The sequence below is a fragment of the Loigolactobacillus iwatensis genome (genome assembly GCF_003950295.1).
GTDB classification, from domain to species: domain Bacteria; phylum Bacillota; class Bacilli; order Lactobacillales; family Lactobacillaceae; genus Loigolactobacillus; species Loigolactobacillus iwatensis.
Genome location: NZ_RHNP01000034.1, coordinates 1 through 13,558 on the forward strand (window position 1 = coordinate 1; position 13,558 = coordinate 13,558).

General features: G+C 38.6%; 12 protein-coding genes. 6 read left to right on the plus strand and 6 right to left on the minus strand.

Features of this window, described 5'->3' with window-relative positions:
* The first annotated feature begins 475 nt into the window (after positions 1–475).
* On the plus strand, positions 476–937 hold the full coding sequence (argR, locus tag EKM98_RS09010) for an arginine repressor (protein ID WP_068223572.1): 462 nt from the start codon (positions 476–478) through the stop codon (positions 935–937).
* Positions 938–963: 26 nt separating this feature from the next.
* Here argR and EKM98_RS09015 read toward each other — a convergent pair whose 3' ends face one another.
* The gene (locus tag EKM98_RS09015) at positions 964–1,878 is read right to left on the minus strand and encodes an RluA family pseudouridine synthase (protein WP_125982139.1); all 915 of its coding nucleotides are present in this window, start codon (positions 1,876–1,878) and stop codon (positions 964–966) included.
* Between the two features lie 160 nt (positions 1,879–2,038).
* Between EKM98_RS09015 and EKM98_RS09020 the strand changes: the two genes are divergently transcribed.
* From EKM98_RS09020 to EKM98_RS09040, 5 genes are all read left to right on the plus strand, one after another.
* Positions 2,039–4,186 carry a PBP1A family penicillin-binding protein gene (locus EKM98_RS09020; protein ID WP_125982141.1) on the plus strand — a complete coding sequence of 716 codons (2,148 nt, stop codon included), beginning with the start codon at positions 2,039–2,041 and terminating at the stop codon, positions 4,184–4,186.
* A 69-nt stretch (positions 4,187–4,255) separates the two neighbouring features.
* Positions 4,256–4,600, plus strand: a complete 345-nt coding sequence (locus tag EKM98_RS09025) for a YlbF family regulator (protein ID WP_125982143.1) — start codon at positions 4,256–4,258, stop codon at positions 4,598–4,600.
* Between the two features lie 299 nt (positions 4,601–4,899).
* Positions 4,900–6,123 carry a metallophosphoesterase family protein gene (locus EKM98_RS09030; RefSeq protein WP_125982145.1) on the plus strand — a complete coding sequence of 408 codons (1,224 nt, stop codon included), beginning with the start codon at positions 4,900–4,902 and terminating at the stop codon, positions 6,121–6,123.
* A complete protein-coding gene (locus EKM98_RS09035; protein WP_164512688.1) occupies positions 6,113–8,794 on the plus strand; it encodes an ATP-binding protein in 2,682 nt (893 codons plus the stop codon). Before EKM98_RS09030 ends, EKM98_RS09035 begins: the two co-directional genes overlap by 11 nt.
* 6 nt (positions 8,795–8,800) lie before the next feature.
* The gene (locus EKM98_RS09040; RefSeq protein ID WP_125982149.1) at positions 8,801–9,772 is read left to right on the plus strand and encodes a 3'-5' exoribonuclease YhaM family protein; all 972 of its coding nucleotides are present in this window, start codon (positions 8,801–8,803) and stop codon (positions 9,770–9,772) included.
* Between the two features lie 581 nt (positions 9,773–10,353).
* Here the strand turns inward: EKM98_RS09040 and EKM98_RS09045 are convergent.
* The 5 genes from EKM98_RS09045 to EKM98_RS09065 form a co-directional block, all read right to left on the minus strand.
* Positions 10,354–10,680, minus strand: coding sequence for an AzlD domain-containing protein (locus EKM98_RS09045; RefSeq protein ID WP_125982151.1), 327 nt, complete (start codon positions 10,678–10,680; stop codon positions 10,354–10,356).
* Positions 10,677–11,375, minus strand: coding sequence for an AzlC family ABC transporter permease (locus tag EKM98_RS09050; protein ID WP_125982153.1), 699 nt, complete (start codon positions 11,373–11,375; stop codon positions 10,677–10,679). The genes EKM98_RS09045 and EKM98_RS09050 overlap by 4 nt, the downstream gene beginning before the upstream one ends.
* Before the next feature lie 221 nt (positions 11,376–11,596).
* Positions 11,597–12,505: a peptidylprolyl isomerase PrsA gene (locus EKM98_RS09055; RefSeq protein ID WP_125982155.1), complete on the minus strand. Its 909-nt coding sequence runs from the start codon at positions 12,503–12,505 to the stop codon at positions 11,597–11,599.
* Between the two features lie 225 nt (positions 12,506–12,730).
* Positions 12,731–13,102: a YtxH domain-containing protein gene (locus EKM98_RS09060; protein ID WP_125982157.1), complete on the minus strand. Its 372-nt coding sequence runs from the start codon at positions 13,100–13,102 to the stop codon at positions 12,731–12,733.
* A gap of 3 nt (positions 13,103–13,105) precedes the next feature.
* Positions 13,106–13,543 (minus strand): HIT family protein, encoded by a 438-nt coding sequence (locus EKM98_RS09065; RefSeq protein ID WP_125982159.1) that lies wholly within the window; start codon positions 13,541–13,543, stop codon positions 13,106–13,108.
* Between the last annotated feature and the right edge of the window lie 15 nt (positions 13,544–13,558).

Sequence of the window (13,558 nt, forward strand, 5' to 3'; positions counted from 1 at the left end):
GTAAATTCAAGGGCCCAAAAAATCCTGTTAATAGTTTACCACTTTGTAAACTATCAACAGGAAAAAGTATAGAGCCAAAATTGCTGGTATTTTAGGTGCTTTTTTGGCCCCATTTTTAATTTTTTATAAATTATGGGTGGCAAAAATCAATCCAGCTTTATTATAAAATGGGCAAAATATACATTAAATGAAAGTGTATGGCGGAATACGCGCCAGTTTGCGTTTGGAAAAGTGACCTCCTATGCTTGCTATTTTTTAACTGAGCGATTGTGTCCTAGTTGAATGGACAACGTATGGAGCGTTAGGATTATTAGCGTACTTAGTTAACCAACCTCAATTGTGGAATAGTAGTTACAATTGTGAAATGATTCCTAGGTGCAGACGGATTTTTATAAGTAAAACCTCATATTTATAAGAAAAAATGGTTTTAATTTGTTATACTAAATAGTAACATCTAGGTAATGAGGTGATAATGATGAAAAAATCAGTTCGACAAGCACGGATTGAACAGATCATTAAACAGCATAGCGTTGCTACCCAGGAATCTTTGTTGGCACTTTTAAAGGAAGAAGGAATTCCGGCAACGCAGGCGACTATTTCGCGTGACATTCGCGAAATGCAAATTGTTAAGGAACGAGACGCCAACGGAACTATTCGCTATACGATTTACCATAATGGTGAGAAGAGTGAAGAGGAACGGTTGGCTGATACTTTGGCTCAGGTGGCACTTTCGATTACTCGAATTGAATTTGTAAATGTTATCAGAACTGCGCCAAGTAACGGTAATTTATTGGCGGCAATTATTGATGATATGAAGCTAGACGATGTTGCCGGTACGATTGCCGGACACGATACAATCCTTGTTATCAGTCCCTCAGAAACCGCGGCACAAGAAATTAATGATTATTTTCGTGATAAAATGCAACAAATAAATTAAAAACTACCTAAAGCGGACTAATTTAGTCATTTAGGTAGTTTTTTTAAAAGATTTTTTTGGTTAAAAACGGCAGGTAAAGGTGCTTTAATGAGGATTGGTTCGTAAGAAAAAGGTGTTAATAAATGTAAACGATCAGCGTGAAGAAATAAACGCAGGTACTGATTGCCCTGCGGATCGTAGAGTGGATCGCCTACCAAGGGATGGCCAATAGAAGCAAAATGAACCCGAATTTGGTGTGTGCGACCAGTTTCTAATTCAATACCAACTAACGTTCTAGCAGGGGTCTGTTTAAGTACCTTGTAGTGTGTAATTGCTGAAACAGCGTTTGTTCCGGCAACTTTGCGTTTTCGTTTATCAAATGGATCACGGCCGATTGGCGCGTCAATAGTGCCTTGTTGCAGGTTCAACTGGCCATGAATCCAGGCAACGTAATGGCGCTTGATTCGTTTAGTCTTAATTAGTCGATTTAGGATTGGGAGAACAACTGGATTCTTGGCAACAATCAAAACGCCGCTAGTTTCCATATCTAAACGATGAACAATGTAGGGCAAGCAATGTTGTGGTTCAAGGTAACTAGCAACATCGTTAAACAGACTATTATTTTCCCAAGGCTGGTTAGGGTGTGTCTTTTGCCCAATTGGCTTATCAACGGCCAAAATATCACTAGTTTCGTACAAGACCGCCGTTTGCTCAGCTTGACCTGCATGGTAGTTTGGTAGTGGTGTGCTGAAATCATTAGCTTCAAAAGTGAGCTCGATGAGATCACCTGGGTGAATTAACGTATTGACACTTTGGTAAATACCATTAACGGTAACATGTTGTTTCACTCGAAGTTGATGGTAAACCGATTTTGGAATGAGCCATTCCCGGCGTAATAAATCGCGCAGTGGTAGTTCAGTAGCGGTAGGTTGCCGCCTAAAACGATAGTGCCAGGCTTGCAAATGATCACTTCCTTATAGTTAATATTGTACTGAATTGTTGTCAGAATGGAAATTTAATTTGTTAATCCTTTTTTAATTTTTTTCTGCCGATAAAAGTAAACAATTAAGTATGCTACAATAATGGAGCAATTAAAACATTGATCAATAATGGAGTTATGTTATGACTAATTTTTGGAATACAATTAAGCGTGCTTTTCGAGCTGTTAAGCAAGCAATCGGGCCAATTATTCACCGGTTAGGAGAAATTTTAGGCCCTTACTGGCACGCGTTTTGGCACTGGTTAAGACATTTCTGGCACCGATTTCAGATTTGGCGTTGGTTATTACTGATGTTCTTAATCTTATTTTTTGTTGTCAGTGCCTATTTAACCTATTTGGCAAAAACGGCTGATGTTGGTAATCTGAAAGCAAATTTACAGGCAACGACAACAATTTATGATCAAAATAACCAAAAGGCAGGTTCGTTATACTCACAAAAAGGAACCTACGTGAGTTACGATAAAATTTCGCCACAAATTCAAAATGCTGTTATTTCAACAGAGGATCGTTCTTTTTGGACGAATCCTGGTTTCAGTATTAAAGGGATGGCCCGTGCGGCGATTAGCTATGTGATCCATCACGGTGCAATCATGGGTGGCGGGAGCACTTTAACCCAGCAACTTGCTAAAAATGCCTTGTTAACGCAGAAACAAACCTTTAGTCGAAAGGCAGAGGAACTTTTCTTAGCGATTGAAATTAATAAAGTTTATACCAAAAAAGATATTTTAACGATGTACTTGAATAATGCCTATTTTGGCAATGGTGTTTGGGGCGTCCATGATGCTTCCGAAAAATATTTTGGCCAAACGGCACAAAATATTGATTCGGCGCAAGCTGCTAGTATCGCGGCAATGTTGCGCAGCCCAAGTTTTTATAATCCAATTGATCATCCACAAAATAATATCGACCGACGTAACCTGATTTTAGGCCTAATGCAGACAAATAAAAAGTTAACGGCCGGCCAAGTTAAAACTGCTAAACAAGAGCCGTTGAACTTACAGGATCGGTATGAGCAAGCAGATGGCTATAAGTACCCCTATTATTTTGACGCAGTAGTGGATGAAGCAATTAACAAATACGGCATTTCTGAAGAAGATATTATGAATAAGGGTTACAAGATTTACACGGCGTTGAATCAAACCTATCAAAGTAAGATGGAACAATCCTTTAAGGATGATTCGGTATTTCCAGCAAATGCTAGTGATGGCACTAAAGTTCAAGGTGGGTCCGTAGCAATTGATCCTCGAACTGGTGGGGTTAACGCAGTGGTTGGTGGCCGTGGGGAACACGTTTTCCGTGGCTATAACCGAGCGACACAAATTAAACGGCAGCCAGGGTCTACGATGAAGCCGTTAGCCGTTTATACGCCGGCCTTAGAAAATGGTTACCACTATGATTCTTCTTTGACTGACAAAAAACTGTCTTATGGTTCTAATCACTATACGCCAACTGATTACGGTAATAATTATTCTGGTAAAATTCCGATGTATACGGCGCTTGCCCAAAGTTTAAATGCGCCTGCAGTTTGGTTACTTGACCAAATTGGTGTGCAAAAGGGTGTTGATTCGGTTGAAAATTTTGGTATTAATTTACCAAAGAGCGATCAGAATCTGGCCTTGGCATTAGGTGGCCTAAAAGTTGGTGTTTCGCCGTACCAAATGGCGAGTGCATATACAGCCTTTGCTAACAACGGTAAGCGGGCTAGTTCTCATTTTATTACAAAAATTGTTGATGCCAGTGGCAACGTTGTGGTGGACAATACGGACGTTAAAACTAAGCAAGTCATGTCAACTAAAGTGGCCAACCAAATGACAAGCATGTTGATGGGTGTCTTTGATCACGGCACTGGACAAAGTGCTAAACCGGCGGGCTATCAAGTGGCTGGTAAAACGGGAAGTACTGAGGTACCAAATTCGTATGGTTTTGGAACGAAGGATCAGTGGGTGGTCGGGTATACGCCTAACATTGTCGTTGCCACTTGGATTGGTTTTGATAATACTGACAGTAGCCACTTTTTGCAAGGAATCAGCGAGGAAGGGGTTGCGCCAGTTTGGAAATCAGAAATGACGAATATTTTACCAAACACACCACAAACCGCCTTTAAGGTTCAGGATGCCCAGCAAATGGCGTCCGATGAGAAGTCGAGTAATTCAAATTCAACCTGGTGGAATAAGGTTCAAGATGGTGTTAATCAGGCCAAAAACAATCTTGATTCGGCTAAGGATAAGGCCAACAGCTGGGTTGATACAGTTAAGGGGCTATTCAATTAAGAGTCCTTATAGAAACTGCTTTCAGTTCATGATATAATTAAAAATACAGATTAGTTAAGGAGATGCATTATGGCAGTTAAAGTTTATGATATTGCAAACCAACTTGAGAGTGAACTACGTAAAACTGATGAGTTTTTGGCTTTGGAATCAGCTTACACAGAATTAAAAAAGAATCAGAAGGCTTATGATCTTTTTAAGAATTTCCAACAAATAAATATGAAATTACAGCAAAAACAAATGCAAGGTGAAAATTTAGAGGATTCAGAAATTGATGAGGCTAAAAAGCTTGCGGATAAAGTTGGTAAATTTAAAGAAATTCAGACCTTAATGGATAAAGAAAAAGGTTTGAGCCAAATTATGGAAGACTTAAATGGCATTATTACTAAGCCAGTTCAAGAACTTTACGCAAATTAGTCTGTGTTGGGAAAATATTTTTACGCGTATTTTTCTAATTAATTAGTGAAACTAAGTTGATGACGTAAATTAATAAATTTGTGGAGTGGGACAAAAGCCAGTTTTGGGTTCACGTTCTAGAGTCATGTTCGCAAATAGGAAGGAGGCTAGGACAAAGGTCCTAGCCTTTTTTATTCAATTATAAAATCAAAAATTGCGAATGTACGTTCCCTATGCTAAAGTAGGATTTAGCTTAACTTTAGTCTGATTATTTAGAAAAGAGGTTAATCTATTAAAGCAGTGCTTTGATAGTTCATAATATGAAATTTATTCACGCAGCGGATTTACATCTTGATAGTCCTTTTCAAGGGTTAAAAACGGCCTCTGATCAACTTTGGCAAGTTATTCATGATTCACCATTTGTTGCTTTCAAACGGCTAGTTGATGATGCTATTAGGCTTCAGGTGGATTTTATTTGTTTAGTTGGTGACCTATATGATCAGGCAACGCAGAGTATTCAGGTTCAGGCCTTTTTAGTTAAACAATTTAAGCGGCTGCAGACTGAAAAGATTCCTGTTTATTTAAGTTATGGTAATCATGATTTTTTAGCAGCGGATAGTGTTAAATTAGATTTTCCGACCAACGTCCACGTTTTCCCTGGTGAAGGTGCAACTTTTAATTTAATAACAGCTGCTGGTGAAAAAGTGGCCCTGAGTGGTTTTAGTTACACAAACCGTTGGATTACTAAAGATATGACCTCGTTATTTCCAATTAAAGGACAAGTTGATTATCAAATTGGTTTGCTACACGGTTCTGAAAGTAGCGTTGCTTCAGAACATGACGTTTACGCACCATTTAGTATTAGTGAGTTATTGTCGAAAAATTATGATTATTGGGCCTTGGGTCACATTCACAAACGCCAGATTTTAAATCAAGATCCACCGATTGTCTATTCTGGTAATATTCAGGGACGACATAAGAAAGAGTCAGGTGAGAAGGGGTATTATCTGGTGACGACTACCACCGATCAGCAATTAAGCCTTGAATTTCATCCGGTGGAAGTTATTGAATGGCGCCAGATAGTGGTTTCTGTTAAACAAGTGGTGCGTCTAAACACAATTATTAATTTAATTGAAGAACAAGTGGCCAAGTTACCGCAAGCACATCATTTATTATTGAGTATCCAATTAAGTGATAGTAATCAATTAAGTCCAGCGTTATTAAAACGAATTCAGGCCGGTGAACTTCTTAAATATTTGCAACAGCAGGCCCCAACACAACCTTATCTTCGCTATATTTATGAACTAAAGCTAGTTAATAACGTAATTCCCAATTTTCAATCTTTAGACGCGCAATATTGGCAAAAGGCGGCCAAGCAAATTTTTAGTGAAAAAAATTTGCAAGAGCTTGCCGGGCCATTGCTGCAATATTCATTTCTAGATACATTAATTAAGCAGGCCGATTTTCAGTCTGAGCTAAAAAACGACGTGCTAACCTTGCTAGATGAAATCAATCAGAATGGAGTTGCTACCGATGAAGATTGAACAGGCAACAATTTTTGGCTTCGGTAAATGGCATGATCGTACCTTTGATTTTAAGACGAATATTGAATTGATCTACGGGCTGAATGAGGCGGGGAAGTCTACGCTAAGTTCATTTATCACCGGTGTGTTATTTGGATTTGCGACTAAGAAGCAACCTTATCAACAATACTTACCCAAGGCCGGTCATAGTTATGGGGGCACAATAACCATTGCAACAAGTAATAAACGGCGTTTTGTGATTAAGCGCGTAGGCGGTAAGGCCGGTGGTATCGTAACTGTGACTGATGAAGATGGAAAAGTTTATGGTGAACAATTTTTGACGCAATTATTAGCACCAATTACCCCACAATTATTTCAGGCGGTTTTTCATTTTGACGAACGATCTTTAAATCAAATTTTTCATTTATCTAAAGCCGACTTAAATCAGCATTTGTTAGCAGTAGGGGCAGTTGGGAGCGATAAGTGGTTACAGCAGGCTGACACTTATCAGCGCGAAGCAGGCAAACTTTACCGCCAAAAAGGTCGAATTTGGCCATTAAACGTTGCATTGAAACAATTAGCGGAGCTACAAAAAAAGGTCAATCAAGCTCGGGGGGCCTTTCCGAAGTACATGCAATTAGCACAGGAAAAGCAAGAAAAAGAGCAACAGTTAGCTAAATTAACAAGGAATGCGACGCAGTTAAGTCAAAAAAAAGGTCGTATTGAACGTCTAGTGAAGAGCTGGCCGGATTACCAAACCTACTTGCAACTAAAGCAAGTAGGTGCGAACCAATCAATTAAATTGACGGACCAAGATTTAGCACGTTATTCAGAATATAAACACCAATTGGCGTTAACAACGGCGGATCTTCAACAAGTGAGCCAAAAAATTGCCGAACAAACGAAAAGTCAAGCTTTAACGCCGGCATTTCAATTTTATATTGCGAATAATGAAATCTTTGGCCACTTACTTTCACAAAAGGATCAAATTGAACAGTTATTGGCTAGTCAAGAGCTATTGGTCAATAATCAACAAGCCACACAATTGGAACAACAAGAATTAGAGTCAGAATTAGGAATCCAAACAATCGTTGAGCCGTTAAGTAAACCGGATTTGGCGGTTGCTCAGCGTAATTTTACCGAACAGACAACCTTAAGACAGCAATTAATTGAGCAAGAACAATTACGACAACAAATGATCGAAAATAATACGCAATTGGAACAAAAGGTTTCAGAGTTAGAGCAAGAAACCCCGGAGAGTAATCACTGGCCGGCTGCATTAGGAATAAGTTTGGTGGTCACCGTCATTGGTCTTTTGCTACCGGGGGGGCTCAAATTAGTAAGCCTAGTTGGTTTGGCGATCAGTTGCTGGTTCATTTATCAACAGCAAATTCAGCGTAATACTGAAAACAAGATCAATACGGAATGGCAGCAGGCTTTGGCCCAACTAGATACGCAAAAGGAACAACTACAAGTTTTAACAACCAAATTAACCCAATTACGGCAGCGACAAGCCGGATTGCAACAAATTTGGGATAATTTAAAAGCGCGTTACCACTACCAGGCCTTAACGACTAATTTAATTTTAAATCGCCAGCATGATTTAGGCCGTTTGCAACAATTACAGTTAACAATGCATAAAATAACCGAGCAATTGACTCAACAACAACAGCAGATTATTGCCTGGTTAGAGAAGTTTTCTTTTGCGCAGGAATGGCTGCCAATTAATAAACAAGAGCCTGAAAAGGCCGTCAAACAAATTATTACTTTTTATCAAGAAATGCAGCATAAGGCGAGTGAATTGGGTAATAAGGACCAGCAATATACTTATTATCAGGAACAAGCAGCACGCTTACACCAACAAAGCAAGGACTGGCAAAAAAAGCAATCCGATTTTTTAACGCAACATCATTTAGTGAGCGATCACGAATTACAAAAGTCAGTCAAACACCAACAACTGCAACGGGAACAACAACAACAATTTAATTATTTGGCCAATCAGTTAGGGGATCTTGTAACAGAATTTAAGGGCTATTCGACCCAAGCTCAGGTACAAACAGCGCTGGTAAGCGTTAGCGACCAAGAAAAACGATTACGGCAGCAATTAATGGTACTTCAACAACAATTGGTTAAGTTACAAGCAACGATGCAGCAATTAGTGAGTGACGGTACTTATCAGGATCTTTTGCAGCAGGTGGCTCAACAGGAGGCACAAATTAGCGATTTAACACAACAGTGGTTAGCTAAACGATTAGCGAGTGATTGGATTACGGCAACTTTAACGGCGGCTTCGACGCAAAGGTTTCCGCAGTTATTGAAGCTAGCGACACGGTACTTTGCTATTTTAACAAATAATCGTTATGATAAAATAAGTGTAGCGCCGGATCTAATAACGGTTAGAGAAAGTAAGCAGGCAACGATTTTTGCAGTTGGAGAATTGTCGCAAGGTACGGCGGAACAATTATACGTGGCTTTTAAATTGGCCTTTGCACAAGAAATTAGTGATGTTGCTAAGATGCCATTTATTATTGATGATGGTTTTATTAATTTTGATTTACCACGGCGTCAAGCCATTTTAAAATTATTAAGGCAAATCAGTCAACACAACCAAGTTATTTATTTTACGGCCAATGAAGCTGACCTTAATTCGTTTGCACCAGAAGAAATAATTCAGTTAAAAAGGGAAGGATGATTTTTAGTGGCTGAAAAAAAGCTTTTTGATTACCAAAATAACGAAAACGTTGCGTTATTCGTTGTGGTTAAGGGTGCAGAAGTTCGTTTGGCTAAAAACGGAAAAAAATTTATTGCTTTTACGTTTGAGGATAGTTCCGGACAAATAACAGCAAAATTTTGGGATGCCAGTGAAACTGATATTACTAATTTTCAGGCTGGGAAGGTAGTTTATTTAACAGGCAAACGCGAGCTATACCAAGGTAAACCGCAAATCAAATTATTTAAATTACGGTTGGCACAAGAGGCGGATCATCAAACTGCAACTGATTTTTTACCGAAAGCGCCTTTGAGTAAATCAGATTTAGAAGAAGAAATTAACCAAGCAGTTTTTGCCATTACGAATCCGAATTGGAATCGAATTGTCCGCTGGATTTTGCACCGACATCAGAGTGAATTCTTTGATTATCCGGCCGCTAAGACTAATCACCATGCGTTTGAAGGTGGTTTGGCATTCCATACGGTCACCATGTTACATTTAGCGCAGGCAATTTGTGCTGAGTATTCGTTTATTAAGCAGCCATTGTTATACGCTGGAATCATTTTACATGATATGGGTAAAACAATTGAACTATCTGGTGCAATGGCAACAACCTATACATTGGCCGGTAATTTACTTGGGCACATTGTTCTGATTGATGAAGAAATTGTTCGGGCTTGTACGGCACTCAAAATCGATCCTAGTAGTGAAGAATTACTACTTTTGCGGCACGTCATTTTGGCCCATCATGGCCGCAAGGAATACGGTTCACCGGTTGAACCGGAGATATTAGAGGCCGAAGTGCTTCATCACATTGATGATTTAGATGCTTCGGTGATGATGTTGCAGGGAACGCTTGAACACACGGAACCAGGCAATTTTTCAGAACGAATTTTTGGAATGGACGGTCGTCATTTTTACCGACCAGAAATGAAAGTAACCAATCCTAAAACGGATTAATGTACCTGACTGAAAGTATGTCAAGAAAGTCTGGGTTTAAAAATTACTTTTATGCGTATTTTCTGATCAATTCGGCTAAAAAAGTTCGAAAGAATAAGGGGTTGGGACAAAAAGTCCTAGCCTCTTATTCTTTTTGATCATTACTCTGAACGTGCACCAAAAGTTTGAGTTCACGTGCCTTACGGGAGTGTTTGAAAAAGCGATCAGGTTCCGAGCATTACTAACGTTGTCGATCGGACTAAGATGAACCGAAGTCCGAATCGCAGCTAAGTACGCTAATAATCTTGATGTTCCATACGTTGTCTATTCTTGTGGCAAAACCAAGGAACACAGTTACAAGGTCCATAACTGCTCGCAACTCAATTTGTCTCGGTCGGCGCAAGAACTAGCACGGCACAATTCACCAAGTTGAAACATGGCAAGACAGGAGGCTGCTTTTTCAAGCATAACTACAGCTAATCCAATATAACCATAGTACAGTTATTGAATTAACTTACGTTACGCAGTAAACTCAAGATTGACTTTTGTCCAACTCCGTTATTTTTTAACCTAGATTTTGACGTATAAAAATGGGCACATTTCTAGACCAGCGCAAAAAAGCGGATTAAGGCCATTGCGATGATACCAACGACGACAATTGCCAACAAACTTTTGGTGATAATTGCCGTTAAGATTGCTGGAAGTGAGGCCAAAAGATTTTCTAAATCAATTCCTGGCAGCCGTCCTTGATGCGGTATCAATAAATTTTCAACAAAGAGTGCTGTCATAATAGCAATTGGGACAAAGGATAGAAAGTGAATTAACCATTTAGGTAGTGCAAAATTTTTAACTAAAAGGAAAGGAAAAGTCCGCGATAGAACTGTCACGATACCGCAACCGATAATTGTCCAGAATATATAGCGAGTCACCGTTCAATCACCACCCCAAATACGCAGCCCAACAGTGTTGCAACTAGCAAAGCGGCATTGGCGGACATGAAAATAAGTGAAATATATAAGGCAACGACAACAAATATAATAACGATCAATTGCGTCAGTAATTTTTTAGAACGATCGCTAATTAATTGTAAGTAGAGTAGGCCAATAAACATTGCTACTAAAGCAAAATCTAGACCCAGTTTTTTAGGATCCGTAACTAAATTGCCAATTAGGGCACCGGTAATAGAGGCTGCTGCCCAAACGAGGTAAGCAACAATGTTAGTTGTGTTAAACCAGCGAAGATTTAATTGGTGGTTGGTGTAATTTAATTTATTCATCCCTAAGGCAAAAGTCTCATCAGTTAAAAGACTTCCAACACCGATGTTTGCCAGGCTGGAATAACGCCGGAAGTATTGAGCAATGGTTGTACTCATTAAAATCATGCGGGCATTAACTAAAAAGGTGGAAAAAATAATTGCACTAATTGGACTACCAGCTAGCAACATACTCGTAATAACAAATTGAGCCGAGCCGGCGTAAACAACTAATGACATTAATAAAATTGCTAGTAAACTTAGGTGGCTCGTTCGACTGACAATTCCGAAAGCAAGTCCAACTCCAATATAACCAAAAGTTGTTGGAATGACGTCGTGCAAGCCACTTTTAACCGATAATTCAGAATTCATAAAAAAATACACCTTCTTAAATTAATAATTAATGATAATAGCGTTAATTATTAGTTTAAAACAAATGATAATTTAGTTAAAGAACTTTTTAGAAAAGTCTAGTCTATTTAGCAAGTTAGTTAAGGAACATTGACAAAATAACTTGAAAGACGCTAGCAATAAAAAAATAGGGCAACGAGATCTGAATTCAGATCACCGTTGTCCTATTTTAGAATTAATAATTAGTTACTGCTTGTTGAAGTGGTTGTGCTACTCTTGCCAACATAGCCAGATAAGACGTCCTTCAAATCATTATCTTTGATTTGAACATTACCTTTCTTTAAGACCTTAGAAATTACGCTCTTAAGAACGGTGTTATTAGACATGTCCTTGCTATAAATCTGAGCCTTTAAAGTTGCTTCATGTTCTTTCATAGTTCCCTTTGCAGGGTGATTGATCATCCGAATAACATGGTAACCATATTGTGATTTAACTGGTGTTTTAGTATATTCGTTAGTTTTAAGTTTGAAGGCTGCTGTCTTAAAGCTAGAATCAAGACTAGTATCAGTTGAATCAAAAGCAGGTAACTTACCGGCATCATTCTTAGTATCTGTATCAGTTGAATACTTCTTAGCTAACGCCTTGAAGTTCTTTTCGGAATTATCTTTATTTAATTCATTAATAACATCTGTTGCTGTCGATTTCTTAGCTACAAGAATGTGTTGAACCGTAACTTTTGGTTGGTAAGTCTTCCACTGTTTCTTCAAATCAGCGTTGGTAATTTTAACATTATCTTTAACTGCTTCTTCTAAGAGTAAGTTAGAACGTAAATTCTTCTTGAAGCTAGCCTTAGTCATGTCATTTTGTGAAAGGACAGAACTAAAGGAAGAACCATACTGCTTCTTATACGAATTATACTGCTTGTCTACCTTATCTTTAGAAACTTTAGAACCATATTGTTTCTCCATAACTTTATCCAAAATCATTTGTTGTAGTGTTTGTTTACCACTTGATGATTTCTTCATTTCATTATAGTAGTCCTGTTGCGAAATATTACCACCAGAGGTTGTGGCGACGGTTTTGCTACCGCAACCAGCTAACGTGAAGGCTAAAAAGATACCCATAATGGATAATAGCCATTTTTTACGCATGTAAAGCACATCCTTTTCATATTTTTCTGAAACTCACGATTCTAAATATAACATACGTTAAGGCCGAAATGAAATCTAGTTAGCATTCTTCATAAAAACTTCAAGAAGATAGTGATGTAAAAATAAGATCGAGAAGAATTTTTATTGGCCGCCAAAAATAGAAATTACCGCTTTTTTTGTAGTAGAGAGTCGCACAAAACTTTTTAGTAGTACAGGAAGCTTTGTTTACATTCCATCTGCGTCATCGGTGGTTGTTGAATTAAAGCTACCATCGGCATTTAAATCACGTTGGATTTTTTCACTAGCATCTTTAACCTTTTTAATCCGTGGTTCCGTTTGGAAATTAAAATCACTAAATAATTGCTGCAATTCTTGCATTGTTTGACTAGTATTTTGTGACCCTTCCTTTGTTAGGATGGCCGCTGCCTTACGTAAACGGGCAAGACTGTCATTTAATTCTAAAACATCTTCGGAAATGCCATCTAAGTAGTCCTTAACGAGTTGTTGTGTTTGGCGGCCACTACGCTTTGCCGTAAAGAGGCCGGTGATGCCACCTATGATAGCACCAGTTAATAACCCAGTAGTCATCTTTTTCATAGTTTAGTCCTCCAAGTTTGCTTTAATACTTGCTGCGACTTGTTGTAGTTTGGCCTGGGAGTAGGCTTTGGAATTGTCGCCAAAATCCATCGAAAAATCATCATTTTCCGAATAGCGAGGAATTAAATGAAAATGCGAATGGAAAACGGATTGATAAGCAACCTTCCCATTATTATTAACAATGTTCATTCCTTTAATGTTGGGATTGGAATCGCGAATCGCGCGAGCAAGCTTCGGAATACGACTAAAGATTGCTTTTGCCATTGCTTCATCATAGTCAAAAATATCGGCAACGTGCTTTTTTGGAACGAGTAAGGTATGTCCAGGTGTTGCCTGAGTAATATCAAGGAAAGCCTTGACGACATCATCTTCATACACTATCGTGCTTGGAATTTCATTATGTACAATTTTACAAAAAATACAATCTTTATCATAGTCCATAGGAAATGACCTTCT